Source organism: Desulfacinum infernum DSM 9756, from assembly GCF_900129305.1.
Lineage (GTDB): Bacteria > Desulfobacterota > Syntrophobacteria > Syntrophobacterales > DSM-9756 > Desulfacinum > Desulfacinum infernum.
In genome coordinates this window covers 22,713-43,202 of record NZ_FQVB01000035.1, presented here as the reverse complement: position 1 = coordinate 43,202, position 20,490 = coordinate 22,713, and the positions used below count along the sequence as shown (strand labels likewise).

General features: G+C 60.2%; 16 protein-coding genes. All 16 read right to left on the bottom strand.

The features are described from left to right. Window positions 1-224: IS1634 family transposase N-terminal domain-related protein (locus tag BUB04_RS20460; RefSeq protein ID WP_492215222.1), on the bottom strand; the 224-nt coding region annotated here is incomplete at its 3' end. A gap of 371 nt (window positions 225-595) precedes the next feature. Then, on the bottom strand, window positions 596-1,690 hold the full coding sequence (locus BUB04_RS15230) for an NAD(P)-dependent alcohol dehydrogenase (protein WP_073041030.1): 1,095 nt from the start codon (window positions 1,688-1,690) through the stop codon (window positions 596-598). Window positions 1,691-1,708: 18 nt separating this feature from the next. Beyond that, on the bottom strand, window positions 1,709-2,878 hold the full coding sequence (locus BUB04_RS15225) for a lipocalin-like domain-containing protein (RefSeq protein WP_073041027.1): 1,170 nt from the start codon (window positions 2,876-2,878) through the stop codon (window positions 1,709-1,711). 711 nt (window positions 2,879-3,589) lie between these two features. Further along, the gene (locus BUB04_RS15220; protein ID WP_073041025.1) at window positions 3,590-6,184 is read right to left on the bottom strand and encodes an FtsX-like permease family protein; all 2,595 of its coding nucleotides are present in this window, start codon (window positions 6,182-6,184) and stop codon (window positions 3,590-3,592) included. Then, a complete protein-coding gene (locus BUB04_RS15215; RefSeq protein ID WP_073041022.1) occupies window positions 6,181-6,876 on the bottom strand; it encodes an ABC transporter ATP-binding protein in 696 nt (231 codons plus the stop codon). The genes BUB04_RS15220 and BUB04_RS15215 overlap by 4 nt, the downstream gene beginning before the upstream one ends. A gap of 11 nt (window positions 6,877-6,887) precedes the next feature. Then, on the bottom strand, window positions 6,888-7,934 hold the full coding sequence (locus BUB04_RS15210) for a class I SAM-dependent methyltransferase (protein ID WP_073041020.1): 1,047 nt from the start codon (window positions 7,932-7,934) through the stop codon (window positions 6,888-6,890). 119 nt (window positions 7,935-8,053) lie between these two features. After that, window positions 8,054-8,491, bottom strand: coding sequence for a pyridoxamine 5'-phosphate oxidase family protein (locus tag BUB04_RS15205; RefSeq protein WP_073041013.1), 438 nt, complete (start codon window positions 8,489-8,491; stop codon window positions 8,054-8,056). A 21-nt stretch (window positions 8,492-8,512) separates the two neighbouring features. Next, window positions 8,513-9,364: a helix-turn-helix domain-containing protein gene (locus BUB04_RS15200; protein ID WP_084076543.1), complete on the bottom strand. Its 852-nt coding sequence runs from the start codon at window positions 9,362-9,364 to the stop codon at window positions 8,513-8,515. A 263-nt stretch (window positions 9,365-9,627) separates the two neighbouring features. Beyond that, window positions 9,628-9,954, bottom strand: coding sequence for a hypothetical protein (locus tag BUB04_RS15195; protein ID WP_073041010.1), 327 nt, complete (start codon window positions 9,952-9,954; stop codon window positions 9,628-9,630). Between the two features lie 292 nt (window positions 9,955-10,246). Beyond that, window positions 10,247-11,875, bottom strand: a complete 1,629-nt coding sequence (locus tag BUB04_RS15190; protein WP_073041009.1) for a sigma-54-dependent Fis family transcriptional regulator — start codon at window positions 11,873-11,875, stop codon at window positions 10,247-10,249. Between the two features lie 823 nt (window positions 11,876-12,698). Then, window positions 12,699-12,911 (bottom strand): DUF2080 family transposase-associated protein, encoded by a 213-nt coding sequence (locus tag BUB04_RS19935; RefSeq protein WP_245795214.1) that lies wholly within the window; start codon window positions 12,909-12,911, stop codon window positions 12,699-12,701. Window positions 12,912-13,516: 605 nt separating this feature from the next. After that, window positions 13,517-13,966 carry a GNAT family N-acetyltransferase gene (locus BUB04_RS15180; RefSeq protein WP_073041008.1) on the bottom strand — a complete coding sequence of 150 codons (450 nt, stop codon included), beginning with the start codon at window positions 13,964-13,966 and terminating at the stop codon, window positions 13,517-13,519. A gap of 611 nt (window positions 13,967-14,577) precedes the next feature. Beyond that, window positions 14,578-15,771 carry an amino acid ABC transporter substrate-binding protein gene (locus BUB04_RS15175; RefSeq protein ID WP_073041007.1) on the bottom strand — a complete coding sequence of 398 codons (1,194 nt, stop codon included), beginning with the start codon at window positions 15,769-15,771 and terminating at the stop codon, window positions 14,578-14,580. Between the two features lie 70 nt (window positions 15,772-15,841). Then, window positions 15,842-17,887, bottom strand: a complete 2,046-nt coding sequence (locus BUB04_RS15170) for a methyl-accepting chemotaxis protein (RefSeq protein WP_073041005.1) — start codon at window positions 17,885-17,887, stop codon at window positions 15,842-15,844. A 463-nt stretch (window positions 17,888-18,350) separates the two neighbouring features. After that, window positions 18,351-19,160, bottom strand: coding sequence for a methyltetrahydrofolate cobalamin methyltransferase (locus BUB04_RS15165; RefSeq protein WP_073041003.1), 810 nt, complete (start codon window positions 19,158-19,160; stop codon window positions 18,351-18,353). Between the two features lie 306 nt (window positions 19,161-19,466). Continuing rightward, window positions 19,467-20,417, bottom strand: coding sequence for a SphA family protein (locus BUB04_RS15160; protein WP_073041001.1), 951 nt, complete (start codon window positions 20,415-20,417; stop codon window positions 19,467-19,469). Window positions 20,418-20,490 lie beyond the last annotated feature (73 nt).

Genomic DNA, 20,490 nt, shown 5'->3' with positions numbered 1-20,490 from the left:
TCCATCTCTTGGTCAATGGGAAAGGCGGGGCGTTGCCCGGTGAGGATCTCTTCAATGCGATTTGCTAATCCTTTTAATTGTTTGGGCTCGAGGTCCAGCTTTCCCAAATTGAGAAGAGTCCTCTGCCTAGGCCCCTTGGGAGTCCTGTAGGACTCAACCAACTGGTGGTAGAAGTAGGTGGTTCCCGTTTGGTGATCTTTTTTTCTGACTCGTCGAATGAACATAGTAGCAGGACAGTAGCATGAGGAGGGAAGGCGAGTCAATTCTGGCCCCTTATTTTCTACCACTACACCCACTTTTCGAGGCCCCTTCAACGGCCTTTCAGATAGTTAGATGAGCAAAATCGGTACACTGTCGCACTATGCAGCATATAGATGACAAACTTGGGTTACGATGCTCCGTTGCCTTCGGATTCGGCTCATTCCCATGATTCCTCCTCCCCGGTTGGTTTTTCGATCCATTCGTTGAAGCTCTCCCAGCCACCTCCACCGCCGCCGGCCCGAAACAGCCGGATGACGCCCCTCAACGCCATTTCTCTTTCACTTATCGTCCCTTCGGAATTTCAAGAAAAACCGATCTGCCCCCCTTGGGTTCATCAAGGAACAAGAACCGCCTTGATGACGGCCCCAGTCTTCATATCCTCCAAGGCCAGAGCGATGTCATCCAAGGGATAGAGAGAGATCATCTTGTCGAACGGAAATCGTCCCGCTTCGTGCCAGGCGAGAATCCGAGGGATGAAGAGATCGGGCACCGCGTCCCCTTCCACGATCCCGCGCACGGTTCGTCCGTTAAGGAGGGTGTTCATGTCGAGCGGAGCCCGGGTGCCGGGGGAGGCCATGCCCACCAGCCCGCATATTCCCAGCGGTCGGATCGCTTCCACCGCCTGGCGGAGCACTTCCGGGTGGCCCGCGCATTCCAGGCTGTGGTCCACCCCGCCCCGGCAGATGGAACGAATGGTTCGAACGGGATCTTCTTTTCCGGCCTGTACCGTGTGGGTCGCTCCCAGTTCCCGGGCCATCTCCAGCCGTTCCGGGGCCAGATCCACGGCAATGATCGGTTCGCACCCCGAAAGGGCCGCCGCCATGACGGCGCTCAATCCCACGGCGCCCGCTCCGAAAACAGCCAGGGAATTTCCAGGTTCTGCGCGCAAGGCATTCACCACGGCGCCCGCTCCGGTCATGACGCCGCAGCCCAGAGGTCCCAGATTTTCCAAGGGAAGGTCCGGCGGCACGGGCACCACATTCCTTTCGTCGGCCACCACATGGGACGCCCAGGAGGATTGACCGAAAAAGGCCCCGGAGACATCCCCGCTTTCGCCGCGAAGCGGCGTGGTGCCGTCCGGTCGGCGCCCTGTGAAATTGTACTTAAAAAAGTGGTGGCAATAAGCGGGGCGCCCCGTTCGGCAGGGACCGCACGATCCGCAGGCCCCCCAGGTGAGGATCACGGAATCTCCGGGCCGGACCCGGGTAACCCGTGAGCCCGTGCGCTCCACCACGCCCGCCCCCTCGTGGCCCAGTACGGCGGGAAAGACCACGGGAAGCAGTCCTTTGGAAGCCGCCAGGTCCGTATGGCACACGCCCGTTCCCGCCACGCGGACCCAAACCTCCGTTTCCCGGGGTTCTTCCAATTCCAGGTCCCGCACATGGAAATCCCCGCCAGCCTTGTCGATCACAGCCGCCCGAATCTTCATGGCCATCCCTTCCCTGCTTCAGGGTCCGTCATCTTTTCCCGACTCGGGTTGAAGAGCGAAAACCGGCCCGGAGTAGCCGGTGAGTTCCACGTATCCCAGACCGGAGACCTCCTCGGCGCTCGCCCCGGCCCGGCCCCGAACGGCCACGCTCCCTTCCCAGTAATCGATTCCATCGGCACCCTCTCCGACCATCTCCTGATCCTCCAGGCGCGGGGTCACCGTCAGGTCCAGACCCAGCCTTGGCACCCGGATCCGCCACCTGGAAGGATAAACGGCCCCGCTGTGCGGGCTGGTCCAGGATCCCAGGACTTGAACGTCGAAATCACCCCGTTCCAAATCTTCCTTGCTTCCGTCGGAACGAACGAAGGTACCCTGGGATACCGGATGCACGGATCCGTCCGCTTTTCTCAGTTCGTAGAGCATGAGTTCCGTTCCATCGGAAAGCTGAAGACTGAACCAATCCCAGCCTACCACGCCCGCTTCCAGCGGGGCGGTGGAGTATTCGTGATCCATCCAGGCGGAACCCCGGACCGTCACCCACTGTTCGCCCACTCTCAGCCTTCCGCGGACGGCCATGCGCGGAAAGGAATAGTAGCAGCTGGCCCGTTCCGGCGCCTGCCCCTTCCTGCTGTAGCCTTCCCGGCCGTGAAAGACCGCTTCCTTTTCGGGAACCAGCCTGAGATCCAGGCTCAACGCGTCCCCGAACCCGACCAGCCGGTGCCGGGCATCCTGGATGATGAGCTCGCTCTTTTTGAGAAAGAGGCGCACCCGCCCGTCGTCAAAGCCGGCTCCGGCGATCCCCGGCACCGCCCGGGCGGCATCACGATGATGGACAAAGCGTTTTCGCGCGACGTCCGATACGGCCATGTGCAGGAGGATGAGCGTATCGCTTCGCCACCGGGACCAGCGCACCGGCCACCGGCCCCGGGTCGCATCGGAGATCAGCCGGTTTCGAAAGAAGGTGAACTGGAATCCGTAGGCCCGACCGCGCTCATCGGTCACGTTTCCCGTGTAGTACCACCATTCGGTCCGGTAGTCGGGATGCGGCCCGTGGTCCCGGGGAAAGCGGAAATGGCAGGGGCCCGTGACGGCTCGGTATTCGCCCGTTCCGGCGGATTCCGCCTTCGCCGGCGTGAGCCCGCAAAACACGGTCACCCATGTCAATGCGCAAACGGCGATCCACTTCATACCGTCACCACCTGGCAGCACCCTACCCTTTGCCGCATCCCCCTCAACGGTCATGGCTCCCCTTGCGCCCCTCCCTCACACCGGTCATTTCCATTTGCGTCCATACGCGTTCATTCGCGGTTCTTTTCCGCATTAAGCGTTGACGCAGAGGCTCGTCCGTCCGGTCGCCGGGCGGAGCCCCTCTGCAGGTTCTTTCATTCATGCGCAGTCTCGTAAGGACGGCCACGATGCTTCCTCCGGTTGAACTAGGAGGCTGCCCGAGAACTCCTCAAACGGTCACTCCCGCGCAAGCGGGAGTCCAGAAGTTGGCGGAAGTCCTGGATCCCCGCTTTCGCGGGGATGACGGATGGCCGTTGGAAGGGGCAAATGAGCCATTGTCAGACATGCTCCTGGCTGAGAGATTCTTTATTCGGATGTCTCTTACACCGCGTGATGAGCGGTCGGGGATAAACCCCGCCTCTACCCGAGGAGTCCGTGCCGCTTTGTAGGGGCGGGCTTTACGCCCGCCCTTCAGGACCTGCCCATGAGAAAGAATCGACCCAATTTATATAAAAACGCGACCTTGTTCTGTTCGTGCGCGCGGCCAGTAGGGGCGAATCATCATTCGCCCCTACAGGGACCTGCTTTCCAAAGGTGCGCCTCATCCTCCGTTGTCACGGGCTGCCCGTGACGGGGGTTTGGGTTGAAAATGCCGGTCTATCGCGGTCTGCCTCAGAGTTCCCTGAGGAGCGCGGCGGGGGATTGGCGGAGCGCCAGCCGCACCACGGGAAAAGACGCCGCGAGAGCGGCTCCGAAGATGAGCGGCAAGGCCCACAGGAACGTGGCGCCGTTCACTTCGTAAATGAACGTCCAGCCGAAGCTCTGCCGGTTGATCCCGTAAACGAGCAGCACCGACAAGGCCAGGCCGCACAGCAGACCTAGGACCTCGCCGGCCGCCACCAGCAGAGCCGCTTCCCACCCGATCATGGACCGGATCTGGGCGGCACTTCCCCCCAGAGCGGAAAGGGTATTGAGCTCCACGGAGCGCTCCAGGACCGACACGGCCAGGGTGGTGGCGATTCCCAGGGCGGCCACCACCAGGGCGATGAAAAGCAGCACGAAGGTGATGGCGAAGGTTTCGTCGAAGATCCGGAGGATTCTGTCCCGAAGCTCGTTCCCCTCGATAAAGGAAACCCGGTCTCCGAACTTTTCCACCAGGGTTCGCTTGATTCGGTTCAGCACCCCGGCCCGGTCCGCTCGGTCCTCCCGCACGAAGAATCGGACTCCGCTCCACTCCTCATCCTGGGTGAGAAGTCCGGCGGCAAGGCGCATCTCTCGAAACCTCGGCAGGGAAAAGAAAACCACCCCTCCCTGGGACCGATAGTCCCGGATGACGCCCACGATGGGAAGATCCAGCTCCACGCCAGCAATCCGGTCCCGAAACCGTTCCCCCACGGAGAGCCCGATCTTGTTGGCAAAGACCTCGGAGACGACGCACCCCGTGCCTTCCAGCAGACTGCGCCGGGCCGATGCCGGATCGCCCTCCACCCACAGGTAGCCGGAATGGGGAAACCACGCCGCAAAATCGGTCACTTCGAACTGATAGGGCAGATTCCGGTACTGAAGATAGAACCGGCGGAAGGGGACCAGGTCCGCTCGGGATGCCAGCGCCTTGAGCAGGGCCACCTGATCGGATGAAAAGATGTTCCGATGCCGGTTCATTTCGTTCAGGCGCGGCGACGCGAAGAGATCCCCGCTCACCGTCTGGTGCACCCAGGCATTCACGGTGTTTCGAAAGCTGTGGACCATGATGGTCAAGGCCACGAAAAGGGCCACAGCCGTAAGCAGGGATCCCACGGACACCGCCACCCGCGTGCCGCTCCTTGCCACGGAGCGCCCCGCCAAATAGGCTGCTGGCCCGAAGACGCGCTTCAGCGCGGGAGCCGAAGACCGGCCCAGCCGGCGCAGAACGTAAGGCGAAAGCAGGGAAAATCCCACGAACAGGGCGAAGGTGGCGGCGTAACCTCCGTAGGCCGTTCCTCCGGCCGGAGGCAGGCGCGAAAGCCCCCACACCGAGGCAATCAGCGCCAGGGCCGGAACCACCGGGCCCCTGCCGGCGTCCCCATGGCGCTCCCGCCCGGCCGAGAGGGCCATGGCCTCCTTGGGGGAAACCTTCATGGCTTCGGCCGCCGGCTGGACCGCCGCCAAGGCGCTCACCACCAGCGTTCCCACCAAGGAAACGGCCAACTCCCAGGGACTCAACACCAGATCCTCCGGAGCCACCCGCACGAAAAGAACCGACACCGTCCGGCCCACCCCCTCCACCATCCACCTCACCAAGGGAAGCCCCAGCGGGAGGGCCAGGAACCAGCCGAGGAGGCCGTAAAACAATCCCTCCGTCACGAAGAGGAGAAAGACGGAGCGGGAGGTGGCGCCCAAGGAGAGCAGAACGGCCGTTTCCCGGCGGCGCGAGGCGGCATTGAGGGCCACCAGGCTGTAGATGAGAAACATGCCCACAAAAAGGGACACGAAGCTGAGCACCGAAAGATTGGCCGCGTAGGCCCTGAGAAGCCCTTGACCCGCCGCCTTTCCGCTCCCGGGCCGTTCCAGGACCAGATCACGGGGCAGCAGTCGGCGAAGGGCTTCAATGTCCCTGGAGGACCCGGGATGTCTCAGTTTGAGATCGATGCGGTCCACCCACCCCGAAAGCCCGGTGAATTCCTGGAAGGTGGCGATGTCCGCGACGGCCGCCAGGCCCCCTTCCAACGCCCCCGTCCCTTCCTTGTCGAGGATTCCGGCAATACGGAACGCGGCGGTCCCTCGCGGATGGCGCAGCCGGATCTCGTCCCCGACCGAGCGGTCCAGCAACCGGGCAAGCTTTTCCGTCATCAGAAGGGTGAAGGGGCGGGTCACCAGGTCCCAGCCCGCCCGGGAATCGCCCGCCCTGGACCATGTCCGAAACGAGGCGTCCAGAAAGGGATCGATTCCGATGAGCAGGAAGGGCGAAGACCTTTGGTCCTCGTCCTGAACGTAAGCGCTCAGGAAAGGGGCTGCCGACGCCACTTCGTCCCGGGCCAGCAGCCGCGCCACCCATTCTTCCGGGACGAAATCCCCGGGGCGGATCACCACCCGATCCGCCGCGCCCGTCACGGCGTCCATGCTCCGGGAAAAGGAATCCAGGGAAGCGCGCATGGCAAGCCGCACGCTGGTGAAGACGGCCGCCCCGATGGCCACCCCCAGGACCACGGCCACGGCCCGGCCCGGGTGGCGGCGCACATGGCGCACGTGTAACCAAAAGAAAAGCTTCGGGAAGAAGGCACGCTTCATACCATTCTGCCGTCTCGGAGACGAACGATGCGGGTGGCGAAGGCGTCGGCCAGATCCCCGTGGGTGGCCATGACCACGGTGCGTCCGTGAGAACGGTTCAGGTCGGCCAAGAGGCGGACCACGATTCCGCCGTTGTCGCTGTCCAGGTTTCCCGTGGGTTCATCGGCCAGGAGGATGGGAGGGTCGTTGATGAGAGCCCGGGCGATGGCGGTTCGCTGCATCTCGCCTCCGGAAAGCTCCCCCGGGAGGTGATGCATTCTGCTTCCCAGTCCCATCCTTTCGATCCAGGCCCGAGCCCTCCGGCGCACTTCCGATTCCGAATCTCCCGCCAGCAAGCCAGGCAGACACACGTTTTCGAGAACGGTCAGGGTGGGAAGGAGGTTGAAGGATTGAAAGACCATGCCCACCTTGCGACGTCGAAAATGGGTAAGGGCCGTCGAAGAGGCCTTCAGGAGGTCCAGTCCGGCCACGTGGAGCATGCCCGACGTGGGGCGATCCAACCCGGCCAGGAGGGCAAGGAGCGTGCTCTTTCCGGACCCGCTCACCCCCTTGAGCACGACCATCTCGCCCGCACCCACCTCCAAGTCCACGTGATCCAGCCCCACCACACGGGTCTTTCCCGCGTGGTAGATGCGGCTGAGATCCCGGGCCACGATCAGGGGCTTGGAAGCCGGAGACGGGCGAGACGTCATGAGATCTTCCGCTATTCGTCGTCCACGATGCTTTCTCTCAAGGCCTTCAGGCTCGGCACCGGCACCGGCATGAGAGCATCCCGATCGGGGTTATACATCAGGCGATAGGAAAAGCCCCGGTTTCCCTGGGTCTCCATCACCTCCCAGCCTCGAACCAGGTAGGGACACGCATCGTTGAAGCAGATGTACATGAACTCGTTGTCCCATTCGGTGAAGGGCGTCTGCGGCACCTTCCACTTCTTGAGCCCCTGACCGCAGTAGGGGCACTGTAGGGTCCGACCCACCTGTTCCTTTCGACGGAGCAATTCGTCGCGGCTGAGCGGCGTGCCCGCATCCAGGCGGGGTCTCGGGCGCGGCCGACGCTCGAGTGCGCCGCCCTTCTTTTCGGCCCACACGGCATAGACGGGATCGCTGGGAAGGCCCAAATGGGCGTACTTGTCGTCCTTCGGGCGCGGTAAACCTTTCGATATGGCCACCTGAGGCGACTCGAAGAGTTCGGCGCTCCGGAAGTAGTCCTCCACGATGATCACCCGCTCCTCCTCGCCGGCTTCCCTCCACACCTTCACCGCCTTCTGGGGAAACATGCGGTTGGAAAAGATGACGAGAAAAAGACCGCCGGGTTTCAGGATCCGTCCCACTTCCCGAAAGACTTCGAAGGGGCGCGTGAGGTAATCCACCGAAACGGTGTTCAGAACTACGTCGAAGGTGGCATCCCCAAAGGGCAACCGGGGATCCGCATTGAGGTCGTGCAGCACGTACTCGGTCAAGGCTTCGTTGGCGCGAAGCTCGTTTTCGTTGAGCCCCAGGCCCACCACCCTCGCAGGTTGGATCCCGTGAGGGAGGTGTGAATCCCAGCCCGCCATGAGATCGAGAATGACCGGCGCCTCCTCCACCGCCAGGGACCCGATGATCTTTTCCACCGTGTCCAGAGCGGTGCGATCCAGGTGAGACACGAATCGGTCCGTTTCATAAAAGACGGAGTCCTCCGATTCGTCCCGCCTGGTGAAGGCATCGGGCCCGTACACCCAACTGAAAATCTTTCGTTCCACTGCTTCCATCCGCTTTCTCCTTTCGCTGACCACTGCGCACATGTCGGGGTACGAACGTAAGGAAAGCAGTGGAGCCCCTGCACACAATGCCAAAAGATCGGGAGCGGAATACCAGGTCGCACCTGGTATCAATCCAGCACCTCGTAATGGGCCGCTTCCACCCCTTCCAGCAGCAGAAAGGCAACAATGCGGATGGGCACGATGACGGACTTGGGGTGGCGCACCAGGGAGGCCAGATGAGGGTGGCGTTCCGCCAGGCGCTCCCGGATGAGCTGCTCCCTTTCCGGATCGCTCATGGGCTGATAGGCCCCGTAGACGGTGAGGGCCCGAATGCTCGCCGGGTCTTGAGTTCCGTCCTCCGCGCGCGTGTCCACCAGCAGGCTTACCTCTCGATTCTCCAGGAGGTTCAAGTACTTGGTGGTGTCCTGTCGCGTGGCCACATAGACGGTCCGGGCTTCCGAATCGGTCACGTACGCCATGAGAGAGCAGTGGGGCTTGTTGTCGTGGCACGTGGCCAGTACGCAAAGGTTCTGGCTTCGCAGGATGGCCTTCATGCGTTCCACCATGGGGGTCCTCCTTGGGGGGATTCATTCAGCTTGTTCCAGGGCGAGCAATCGGACTCTCAGGCTCTCGCGCCGGTGCCTGAGGCCCAGTTTCCTTCGCAGGTTGCCTCGATGAAAGGCCACGGCCTTTTCGGAGATGTGAAGCCGTTCGGCGATTTCCTTGCTGGAACAACCGTTTCGGACCATTTCGGCCACCTCGAGCTCCCTTGGAGTCAGCCCCAGGGCCGATTGCCCCAGCCGTCGCAGAAAGGGCGAGGCCACGTCTCGGAGGCCTCTTTCCAAGCGGTCCAGGAGATCGCGGCCGTCTTTGGTCCTGAGTCGGCCTCGGAGCAGATCCACCAGGGGAAGGAGCCGCCGGTGCACATTTTCCGCCACGGCCTCTTCCAGGGCCGCCCGATCCCTTTGGCGGCGGTCCAGAAGTTCCGTGAGCACCAGGTTCATGCGCTCCAGTCGAGCTCGCTGCGCCTCCAGTTCTTCCCGAGCCAGCATCAGCTCCGTCACGTCTTCGTGGCTCACCACGGCGCGAGCCGGCGGGTATCCTTCGAGAGGAAAGGCCCGGAGGAGAAACCAACGTTTCTTTTCCGGAGAGTGGCAATCATAGGGAAGGCGAAATTCGTCGGTACCCGAGGCAAGAAGGCCTTGGAGGGCCTCCCCGACCGCCTTGGCGGCGGGAGCTCCCCGCAGGACCGCCCGGGAACACTCTTCCAGGTAGTTGAGCCCCACGGCGCCTTCCGGACCGCGATACCCGTTGTCCCGCCCGTATTCTTTCCAAGCCCTGTTGACCCAAAGGATTGTTCCGGAACCGTCCAGAACGGCCACGTGAGCGGACAGACAGTCGAGAAACGGAGTGGGAAGCATCTCGGGCGGTCGATCCATGGGTTCCCGTCCGGAACAAGGAGGCAATGCATCGTCTCGGGAACCTATTGAATCAGCCCGCTTTCGTTTCGTCAACCTCTGAGGACAGGGTCCCGTCTCCCGAGGACTGACAACACCTCAGCCTCGAACGGACCTTGGCTGGGAGGGCCAATGGAAGGAGAGCACGAGGCGCCTGCGGGGGTGCGTGCGGGAGCCGAGGCGGAACCTCAGCCGGGTGGGTCGCGGGGCGGAGCCCCGCGACCCAATGGAAGGATGAAACGCACCTATTGCGAATTTCCGGTATAGGCGCGGATGAGACGGTAATTCACCTTATATTCCACGGGCTCCACGCCATCCGCTTTCATCTCGCGAGTCAGCTTCTCCTTGTTGGCCTTCAAAAAGGCCGCTTCTTTCCCGGCATTTTCCGCACACTCCCGCATGTGGTCTCCGGAACAGCCGGAATAGGCGGCTTTCCTTTCGCAATTTTCGATGCGCTTGTCCACGCAGTTGCGGTAATAGGCGTCCCGAGAGGGATCCCCACTGGCCGAAGCGGCGGGGATCACCGTCAGGCCCAAGGCCAATAGGATGATGAGAAAGTCTGTCCTTTTCATGGCGTCCTCCTTGGTAAGGCTTTTGGGGGGGAATGCTTGTCTGCCTCTGCCTGCCACCAAGGGGAAGATCAAGATTCGTACCACAACTTTATCCACTGGATATACCACGCCTTATCCGCCCAGGCCTGCATCCGGTGCTCCCCGCCCCATACGCCACGGGCAACCAGGTTGACGTATCGGCTCTCCCACTTGAGCTCCCGCATCCCGGATGCCTGTCCCAATGGGCGTTTCCTGTGGATTGTCTTTTGTTTCGGCGGCTTCAGGGAGGGTGCGACAACGAGGTTGTCGCACGTCAATCAGGTTGGCATGCAAGGACCGCATCGGACAGCCCGTAGCGTTTGATCTTTTTGGCCAGGCCGTAGCGGCTGAGCCCCAGAAGATCGGCGGCCTTCGTCTGGTTCCCCCCGCAGGCCTTGAGGGCATCCACAATAAGGGTTCTTTCCAGGGCCTCCACCCGGTCCTTGAGATTGCCCGGATGACTCCGGCACGAGGGGGAAGCATTTCCCACAAGCCTGGGGCTTAGGTGCTCCAAGCCGATCGGGCGGCCATCCTCGGCAACGGCCACGGCTCGTTCGATCTCGTTTCGCAACTCCCGAACGTTGCCCAGGAAGGGCCAGGATTCGAGGCATTGCAGAGCCGCAGGATCGATGGCCGGAAGGTTCTTTTGGTATTTTTCATTGAATTTCCTGAGAAAAAAAGAAGCCAAGAGAGGAATGTCTCCATGCCGCTCCCTGAGAGGCGGCAAGTGGATTCGAAAGACGCCGATCCGGTAATAGAGGTCTTCACGGAAGCGCCCCGCCTCCACCTCCCGTTGAAGATCCTTGTGAGTGGCGGTGATCAGCCGAAAATCAGAACGGCGAATCTCGTTGGACCCCACCGGCCGAAAACAGCCGTCTTCCAGCGCCCGGAGCAACCCCTTTTGGATTTCCATGGGAAGATCGCCTATCTCGTCAAGAAAAAGCGTTCCTCCGTCGGCCCTTTCGATCAGTCCCTTCCGGTCCTTGTCGGCTCCCGAAAAGGCTCCCTTCACATGGCCGAAAAGCTCCGAAGCGAACAACCCGGGGGCGATGGTGGCGCAATTTTCCGCCACGAAGGGCCCGGCTTTCCTGGATCCCCCAAAATGGAGGCAACGGGCGATCAGCTCCTTGCCCGTACCCGTCTCGCCCTGGATCAGGACCGTGATGTCGGAATCCACGGCATGTCGGGCATGGTGAAAAACCCGGAGCATGGCGTTGCTGGATCCGACGATCTGCTCAAAATGGTACCGGCCTTCCACTTCCCGGAGCAATCGTTGCTTTTCCCGCTCGATCTGCTCCAACTGCCGTGAACGCAAATCCACCAGGGCTCGCAGTTCGGCATTGGCTCTTTCCAATCGGCCGATGAGCTCGGCCTTCTCGATGGCCAGGCAGAGGATTCCCGCCAGGGCCTCGCCCAGTTCCACATCTTCCCGCTCGAACCGTCCGCGCCGTTTGTTGATGCACTCCAGAACCCCCACCGTTCGATTCCCGGACATGAGCGGAATCGCCAGGATGGAACGGCTCTCGAAGCCCGCCGCCCGGTCCACCCCCGGAAAATGGCGCGGGTCCTCACGGACATCCGAAATCACCTGGGTCTTGCGGCTCTTGAAGAGCGATCCCGCGATGCTCTGTCCCATGGGAATACGAGACCTTCGCACCGCTTCATCGGAGACGCCGCCGGTGTTTTCCGTCCACACCATCCGCAGGGCCTCCCCCTCGCTTTCCGGCAGCATAATGGAGACGGCCTCCACGTCCATGATCCGGCGCAGTTCCGGCAGGGTGTGGCGCATGAGGGAATTGAGATCAACGAACCGGTGAAGCCGGAGACTGAGACCCAGCAGGACGCCCATCCGGCCCGCCGCTCCGTTGGTACCGCTGGCGGAATGGGAAACCTCCGCAGCCATGGGAATTCCCTCTTGGGCCCTCGGCTCACTGTGAAGGTAGGAAAGAGGCTGTGCGCTCGGGCCGGCCGCCCAGCCGACTCACGGAAAATCCCCATGCATCACTGCGCGTGTCCGGGCTTGAAGCTAAGAGGAGGCACAACCCACCCCATGTTGGCTTTTCGCACATTCTATCAGGCAGTTCTCCTGCCGGCAAAGATTACCAGAATGTCTGGCAGCAGCAATTCGAATGTTTGACCTATTAACGGTCATGACGAAGTTAGCCGCCCCGCATGGATGAAAGAGCGGGCCGGAGCAAGGGCATTTGTCGGAACGCCGCAATATGCCATTCTCTATGAGTCACTGCCCGCCCATTGCATTGCCGGGCACCCTCATTGCGGCCTTCGCAGTTCCTACAACTAAAAAGATTTGCGTCTATTCGCGTTCATTCGCGGTTCTCTTTCATATTAACACAGAATCGGTCCTGTTCCCGTTGGTGGCTGACGGAGGGTGCGGTGGGACGGAGTTACCTCAGGGATTGCTCGAAATGCAGGTCTAAGGATCTTGTGGAAATTGGAGGAGCAGGTGGTTGCGCAATGATGAAGCTGCTCGCATACTGACGATGAACAGAAGGACCGCCGCTGTTCTATGACATTGGCGATTTTCCGAGCCGGCTCGCAGGTGAGGTTGAGTCCCCCACCAAGATCCGGTACTTCGACAACGCTTGTGCGGGAAGCGAGACATCACAGGGCTTATCCCACCCCTTGGTTCTCCAGGCCCGTAGGTGCATAAAGGGGAAGGATTCTATCTTGAATCCGGTGGCCGCCCCTCTTCGGCGAACCGATCGTCAATCAATGCGAATGATTTTCACCCTGTGGCCGACCCAGTCCGGAGGCAGATAGATCCTCCCGCTGTTACCACTCTGCTTCACTACCTTTTCCAACATTTCCTCACCATAGACCTCGAACTTGACCTTCGACATCCGGTGCTTGGCAGTGTTGGCCTCTTGGCGTTCAGCAGCGTGACCGACTTCTCCGAAGTTCTTCTTCTCGCCTACCACGGTTGCCAACCTTCCCTTCTGTATTTCGCACTGAACGCGCCGCCCTCTATCGGAAGCATGGCCACAACTGCCGGAACAGGCGGATGCTTCCCCTAATGTATCGAGTCTCGGGCAGATTCTTCCATGCCAGGGTTCCAGAACCACCCTGCGGTATCGTTATCGTCTAGCGCCCCCCCGAGGATCACTTTCCATAACGCAGGCAGTGGGCTTCGCTAGAGATGGAAGAAGGGACACTGGCACCACGAATGGCGGTTTCTTCCGCGCCGCGTCCCGTAAAGCACCGGTAGGTAGCACCCCGGCTCGTTCCTGAGAGACGGAGTGGAAACCTTCCTGCGGTCCGTACGGACGAGCCTCGAGGGGCTTGTCCGAGGATGTTTCTCCGCCTCAGAAGGCCGCCCCCCCTTCTCAACGTAACCGCGGGGCTTCAGCCCCGCGGAAAAGGGCTATCGTAACCCCTTGACGTGACAGGCAATACGCGATGGCCTATCCAACGGCCGGGGATTCCTCCGCAGCCCTAAAGGGCTGCGCTACGAGAAGAGAGGTCGTCCGCGGCGTTCTCGGACGAGCCTCGAGGCGTGCATCCTCCCCCTCCACCGAAGATGCCCTCAGGCCAGCTCCTTCTTGAGATTCAAATAATCGCTTTTCTCAAAGCCTAAGCCCTTTAGAAAAGAGAGAAGGTCTGTGGAATCCCATCGGACCGTTGCATAAACCGTCTTAATTCCTTCCCGTTGGAAGTACTCGAACGCCTCCCTAGCCATATGGGCGCCAATGCCTTGGCCCATGAATTTCGGATTCACCCCCATGACCGCTATCCATGCATGCTTTTCGGCTCCAAATCCCAGGGTGAGAATGTAATTGATCATAAAGGCGACCACACGCCCCCCCAAAAGGGCCACAAAATGGCAACCCTTCTTATCTTGAGCATGATCATAAACCAGCTGTTTGAAGTTCTCATCGGGAGATCTTTTCGTGATCATTCTGAATATCTCGCATACCGACTCGGCATCCTCTTCCCTCAGTCTTCGAATCACGATATCCGGCTGGCGGGGGGTCATCCCTCTTTCTCCTATCTTGATCTCATACGGGAGGGACAAAAGGTGGAAGATCTCGCGCTCGAAAAGCCTCTTAAGTCATCCTTCAAGCTATGCAGGTGGACACTCAGAAACTCGGAAATGGAACCGCGATCCTCTCGTTCCGGTTCCCGATCCCCCGGAACACGTAGATCCAGAGGGGGCGAGCGGTCAAAGCATGAAAACAAGCGCCAGTTCCTGGGCAGATTACCTAGGATCACAGCCGAGGCTAGTGGAAACCTCCAGAGCAGATTTGTAAGCGGGGCCGGGGTTTCTGTCAAGCTTGCTTTCACGAGAATCCCGGTCTATTCCCCCTTCAACTCAGCATCCTTTGCCTTGCCCTGTCCCTAGAAAAATCAATGCCTGCACTGCGGTTGCCAAGTCCGCATGAAAACAATTCCCGCTCCAGCCGGAGTTGGCAGCGCGAACCTGCAGAAGGCGTCAGGTCCCGGGTTCGGGAGAGCCACGGAACTGCGATGTAGAGCGCAGTGTTCCTCTTCTTCCACAAGCTCCCGGCACCATGGAAGCCCCTTGATGCTTGGAATGATAGCTGCGGGCGGCCCAATGCGCCACCCGCAGCAAATGGGCCCCGTTGGTCATTGGAGGGATTCAAGAGACGTACTGGTCAACTCGCTGGGATAGATGAGCACCTGCTTGCCGTCCCGCCACTGGAAGTCCGCCATGGGAAAGAAGGCTACCCCCCGTTCATCGTAATCCACGGGTCCATTGACGGTCTGGAAAGTGTTGTCCAAGACCGCTTGGCGCACTTTTGCCCCGTCAAGAGTTCCGGCCTTTTCAATGGCCTGCCAGAGTGTTTGGCATAGCGCATAGTACATTCCAACTCCCACCGAGTAGTAACCATGGTCCTCGAAGTACCTCTGGCCCAGTTCCTTCGCCCCCGGATAGGGATAGTCCATGGACCAAAATCCATCGCACAGGACACCTTCGCCCTGCTCCCCCACAGCCTTCCAGAACTCGTACGACCAGGCCCCTTTGATTCCCTGGAAATATTTGAGCCCCAAGTTCATCTCCCTGATCTGTTTTAGCAAAACGGCTGTCTCTGGCACGTTCGCGAAACAGATGGCCGCGTCCACCCCCTTGGACTTGCTGGCGTGGATCTGGGGTCGAAAGTCCTTGGCGCCCACCTTCAGCAACTGGGTATCCACAACGGTATATCCGTGTGCCGATGCCGCCGCAGTCAAGCCTTCGGCCGTCCTTCTTCCGTCCACGCTATCTTCCACGAAAAGCCCTATCCTTTGGGGACGTCGGGATTCAGGAAGGGTGTTCCAGGCCTTGAAGGGCATGGATGTGATATCGGGAATCTCCACAAAGTACATGGTGGACCACTGAAAGTTTTGAGAAAGAAACATGGGAGCCCAGATCACCGTACCGTGGTAATATTTCTGGTATTTCTCGGCGGTCACCATTCCCGGCAACACGCCCAGCGCGCCCACCTGACCGCTCAGTAGCAGATCCACCTTGTGGCCCTTGATCAGCTTCTCCACAGCCGCCGCAGCCTTGGCGGGGTTGCTTTGATCATCCTCAACGATCAGCTTGACCGGAAGCTTCGTGCCAAGCTCCTTGACGAAAATCCCGCCGGAGGCATTTACGTCCTCCACCGCCCGCTCATATGCCCATTTCTGATCCCGTCCCACACTGGCCGAGACCCCGGACAACGGAAGATGGGCCCCCACCAGGATCACGTCCTTTGCCGTTGCATGGGGTGCACCCATGCAGACAAGACAACACAACATGGCCAAACCCGTCACAAATGCGCAGACCTTTTTCATAGAGTCCTCCTTATGCAGCATGTTTTCCTTCTCCCACTCCCCTTTTCCGTGCTTATTGCCCCGAGAGGCGTCATCGATCGGTGGACCCGCCCTTATTCAGGCCCCTGTGCCTTGCCATTGCCCCCCGGAGATCCTCGACCAGATCTTTCACACCTCCTTGCCATTCCCCTTCCGGCAACCGAGCCACCCCGCGCCCTTCATCATGGCCCCGGCGCCACAGCGGCGTCGCCCCGGAGACCTTTCCCTTCTTTCCTCCGCCGACAATGCCGAGAAGAGTCGTGACCACCCGCTGGAGCTGCACCGCCCCCTCTTTCAGTTCCCGTGCAGCTGACGCCGATTCTTCAGCCGCCTCCGCATTGCTTTGGATGACGCGATCCATCTCCGTCACCGCCTTATTGATCTGAGTGATTCCCAAGGCCTGTTCTTCAGACGACGTGGCGATCTCCCTGTTCAGCTCCCTCACCTTTCGAAAAGTGCCCAGCAACGCTTCAAATACTTTCGCGGTCTCGTCCACGAGGTTGCCTCCCGCACGCACTTTTCCCAACGTGTCCTCAATGAGACGCGTGGTTTCCCGTGCCGCGTCCGCCGCGCGCATGGCCAGGTTTCGGACCTCGTCGGCCACCACGGCAAAACCTGCGCCCGCCTCTCCGGCCCGTGCCGCCTCCACCGCGGCGTTCAGCGCCAGGAGGTTGGTCTGAAACGCAATCTCGTCAATCGTCTTGACGATTTTCCACGTGTCCTCGCTGGCCTGGGATATTTGGCCCATGGACTCGGTCAATTCCTTCATATAGTGATCCGCTTCTTCCACCTGCCCGAAGGCCACTTGAGCGATCCCATCCGCCTCCTTTGCCGCCTCCGCGTTGTTTTGCGTGGTAGCCGACATCTCCTCCAGCGAGGCCGATGTCTCTTCAAGCGCAGCCGCCTGCTGCGTTGCGCCCTCCGCCAGCCTGGCGCTCGACTCCGAGACGTGGGCCGACGCTGAAGCAACTTTCTCCGCCTCCGTTTCCAGCACGTCGATAGCCTTCGAGATTGGCCTCGTCAGCGAAGAGGCGAGCACGAGCACACCCGGTACCGTGACGGCCAAGCAAACCAAGTAGACAATCCCCAGCATCCCAATCACCTGCAGGACATTTGCCCTGACCGCGCCGGTGGATTGCAGCACCGCCAGAGCCCCCACCAATCCCGCGTCGTTGTAAACGGGAAAAATCCCTTGGTAATAAACTCCCTCGCTCAGTTTCACCGTGTTGAGGGTCACCGGGGCGTCTTCAATCCCCCACCCATCACGATGGGACTCCAGGCCATCCGTCTTCAGCCTCCCATAGGCAGATAGATCCCCCGCACTCCACCTGTCTCCGGCGAACACGTTGGTGGAAAAGCCACTGAACTCCCGGATTCGCTCAGCCAGCTCGTCACCCAGCAGGTATACCCCGACGACGACCGCCACCTGCGCCCGTATCATGCCATCGGACTCGGACGAATATTCCTCCACGGTGACCGGTTGCACACCGACCAAACAAAGCTTCCCGCCCACCGTATCGAACCAGATCCCGGCCTTTTGGGGGATCGGGCCTTGATATCGGATCCTCAAAAACTCGTCCCGCAGCTCGTTCGCCTCTTCCCAGGGAGACCCTTGCCCGTGATTGCCGGCCTCCGCGGACTTTGTCATCAGCCCTCCTCCATCGGGCTCCGCCACATAACCGGAAAGATATCGACCATCCTCGCCCACGGCATAGAAGGCCAGCAGCCTCCCATCAGCGGCGTAAACGGCCCCTTTCCAGAGGCCAGCCGATCGGGCCAGTCGTTCAACGCCTTGCGCCATGGCGGACAGAGGCTCTGCGACCAGCGCGGCGCTACTCCAGAACTGGCCGATATATTTGACACTATTGCCAAGATCCCCCGCAGTGGCCATTTGACGGACCACGGCGTCCAGGTCCCTTTGCCTTTCCAGGAGTTCCACCTCTACGATATGCAAGGCTTGCCGCAGCCGCTCCTGGGTTCCGGCGTCGTACTGTTTCCAAATCACGGTCAAAACCACCGCCGCCGAGGTTGTCATAACGAGAAACACCATGGCCAAAGGCCCAAGGATCAGTTTTTTTTTCAGTGACGTGCTCCTCATACGGGCATCCTCCCCTCCTTATTGCATGCATTCAGTCCATTCAGCCATTTTCCCTCATACCAAACCGGCATTGGACGGCGCGCGATACGCGGCCCGGGGGTTAAGCTACATATTAGCTACCATGCAGCTTACACAAGGGATCGGCACGCCGGTTTCATGTCTTGAGCATTTTTTCCCGGGCCACATTCGAGGCCCGGCGCACAACGATCATCCTCAAGGTTCTCTCATGGCAGAGTGGGACTCGGGGGCTTTGTCCCGGAAGGGAAAGAGCTTGCGGCAGGTGCGGCGGATCTGGGCAGTTGTCAGAGCGGGCGCGGGGCCCGACACATTCCATGCGTTTGGGCCCCGTTCCCATTTCAAAACGGGGGAGCTTCTCCCCGGCCTGAGGCCCGCTACCGGGAGGTTCCGCGGAAGGGCCCCACGGGGAGCCCATCAACACCGCGATTCAACCGATTCGCGGAATCTACTTCGTCGGAGGGCCGATGCGGCCGGCCCGGTATGCCCCCAGAAAACCCCGGCAGTACGCATCCCGCCCCAGAAGCATCTCCGCGGCGAGAAGAACCCCCATCAGCTCCCTGTCGTTGGGATCGATGATGGCGCTATCCAACCCGCACATCATGCACATGGCCAGGAAGGTGCGGTTGATCAAAGACCTTAACGGCAAGCCGAAGGAGATGTTGCTCAGACCGCACGTGATATGTGCAGCCGGGTAGCGTTGCCGAATTCCCTTGATGGTCTCGAAAGTCACCATGCCACTGTCGACCCCCGTTGAGATGGCGGTCACCAACGGGTCAATGAACAGCTGCTCGTGCGACAGGCCCTGTTCTTCCGCAAGGCCCACCAACTTGGAGACGATCTCCAGCCGCTCCTCGCTCCTTTTGGGAATGCCCGTAAGATCGTCCAACGCCAAGACCACCAAGCCCGTCTGATACTTCCCCGCCAAAGGCAAAACGCCTTCGATACGGGCCTTCTCTCCGGAAAGGGAATTAATCAAAGCGGGTCGCTTCACAACCTGCAGCCCACTTTCGAGCGCCGCCGGGTTCGCACTATCCAGACACAGGGGCAGGTCCACCACCTCCTGAATGTTTTCGATAAGCCAGACCATGTCTTCCGGTTCCCGATCCGGGGAGGTTCCCGCATTCACATCCAGATAGTGCGCCCCACCTTCGGCTTGTTTCCTGGCGAGGTCCTTGATGAACTCATGGTCCCGTTCAACAATCGCCTGGGCCACCCTTCGACGTGTTCCGTTGATTTTTTCTCCAATAATGATCATCTTTGCTCCTAACGTACCAACTCCCTTTGCCAATTCGTTTCCTAGGATTCTGCCTCTACACCTGCTTCTCCACACGAGGATCATGCCCTCTCATTGAGCCCCAAATGCTTGGCCAAAGCAAGAACTGGGGTGCCGCGCTCGGACACAGCCGGGCGGCTGCGGTCGGTTTTCTGCTCCTCCGTCCGCAGCCGCCCAATCCTGATGGACCCAAACCTCGGGAAGGCGCCCCAACGCTGACATCCTTGGGGCCCGGGTCCTCAGAGATCTCCTAACTCCTTGGAAGTGAGGGCCGTCGCCAAATTAATGCTAGAACGGCAGGGACAACCTCAAGACAACCCGTTCCCCCTCCGCCTTGTTCTCTGCAGCGCTCTCGAAGTAGGTCTTGAGGCTGAGCACCCAGCCCTTGCCTACGTATTGGATTCCCGGACCAATACCAAAAATTTGTTCTTTGGAATCTTTCATGTCACGGCCGTCCAGCTCATCATCCGTCAATTGTTTGCCATAGTAGCCCATGGCGCCGAGACGCAGGTTGGGGCTGATGAAATCCAACGTCTTAGCGAAACAGTAGTTGAAGTGATACATGATGCCGGGCTTCAGGTCATGTGTCTGACCATCGTCGCCCAAGTACTCGTCGTTCTCTGTATTGAAGGCCAGATGGTGACGCATGCTGAAGGAAAAGCCGTGTGGCATGGTCACGGTAAACTTGACGAAGGGCTCAATGGTAAAGAAGTTGTTGCCGGGGTTGATGGTGAATTTTTTATCGTACTGCCCCGTGGGCATGTACACATCCACCTCGGCGGCCAAGTACAGGTCGAATCCGTTACCCAAGTTCGCAAAGGGCTTCCCTGCATGGCTGGCCACGAACACTCCCAGCATCAAGTCGCCGAGGTTGTCGTTGGACGCCACCATCCCGAGGTCCGAGTCCAAATTGGCATTGACGACCGGCAAGAGGCCTGTGACACCGAAGATCATTCCCCGCGGCAGCCCCAGGTCCGCGATCCAAGTCAGCTGCGGGACGTAAACCAGCAGACTGAGCTCGTTGTCCAAGGGCAGTTTGTTTCCGTCCGCGTCCTTGAACTCGTCGCTGTGGTAATAGGCCACGTAGTTGTCGAGGTAAACTCCCGGTGGCGGAAGTATGGCGTCCAAAAAGTTGGTGTTTCCATAATTCAAACCACTGTTCTGGTTCCAGGCCGCAGCGGGCATGGCCAGCCCGACAGCCACGACGATGCACAAAACCGTTCCCAGTGCTCTTCGCATGTTTGCCATCCTTTCATTTAAGGCAGCGGAATTTTCCGATGTTGGATCCTCATTTCTTGCTTGTACGGCCGCA

What these genes read in the sequence shown, in the direction of transcription:
- BUB04_RS15230 (WP_073041030.1), bottom strand. Translation starts at nt 1,690, where the DNA reads ATGAAGATTCGGGCGGCTGTGATCGACAAGGCTGGCGGGGATTTCCAT.
- BUB04_RS15225 (WP_073041027.1), bottom strand. Translation starts at nt 2,878, where the DNA reads ATGAAGTGGATCGCCGTTTGCGCATTGACATGGGTGACCGTGTTTTGC.
- BUB04_RS15220 (WP_073041025.1), bottom strand. Translation starts at nt 6,184, where the DNA reads ATGAAGCGTGCCTTCTTCCCGAAGCTTTTCTTTTGGTTACACGTGCGC.
- BUB04_RS15215 (WP_073041022.1), bottom strand. Translation starts at nt 6,876, where the DNA reads ATGACGTCTCGCCCGTCTCCGGCTTCCAAGCCCCTGATCGTGGCCCGG.
- BUB04_RS15210 (WP_073041020.1), bottom strand. Translation starts at nt 7,934, where the DNA reads ATGGAAGCAGTGGAACGAAAGATTTTCAGTTGGGTGTACGGGCCCGAT.
- BUB04_RS15205 (WP_073041013.1), bottom strand. Translation starts at nt 8,491, where the DNA reads ATGGTGGAACGCATGAAGGCCATCCTGCGAAGCCAGAACCTTTGCGTA.
- BUB04_RS15200 (WP_084076543.1), bottom strand. Translation starts at nt 9,364, where the DNA reads ATGGATCGACCGCCCGAGATGCTTCCCACTCCGTTTCTCGACTGTCTG.
- BUB04_RS15195 (WP_073041010.1), bottom strand. Translation starts at nt 9,954, where the DNA reads ATGAAAAGGACAGACTTTCTCATCATCCTATTGGCCTTGGGCCTGACG.
- BUB04_RS15190 (WP_073041009.1), bottom strand. Translation starts at nt 11,875, where the DNA reads ATGGCTGCGGAGGTTTCCCATTCCGCCAGCGGTACCAACGGAGCGGCG.
- BUB04_RS15180 (WP_073041008.1), bottom strand. Translation starts at nt 13,966, where the DNA reads ATGACCCCCCGCCAGCCGGATATCGTGATTCGAAGACTGAGGGAAGAG.
- BUB04_RS15175 (WP_073041007.1), bottom strand. Translation starts at nt 15,771, where the DNA reads ATGAAAAAGGTCTGCGCATTTGTGACGGGTTTGGCCATGTTGTGTTGT.
- BUB04_RS15170 (WP_073041005.1), bottom strand. Translation starts at nt 17,887, where the DNA reads ATGAGGAGCACGTCACTGAAAAAAAAACTGATCCTTGGGCCTTTGGCC.
- BUB04_RS15165 (WP_073041003.1), bottom strand. Translation starts at nt 19,160, where the DNA reads ATGATCATTATTGGAGAAAAAATCAACGGAACACGTCGAAGGGTGGCC.
- BUB04_RS15160 (WP_073041001.1), bottom strand. Translation starts at nt 20,417, where the DNA reads ATGCGAAGAGCACTGGGAACGGTTTTGTGCATCGTCGTGGCTGTCGGG.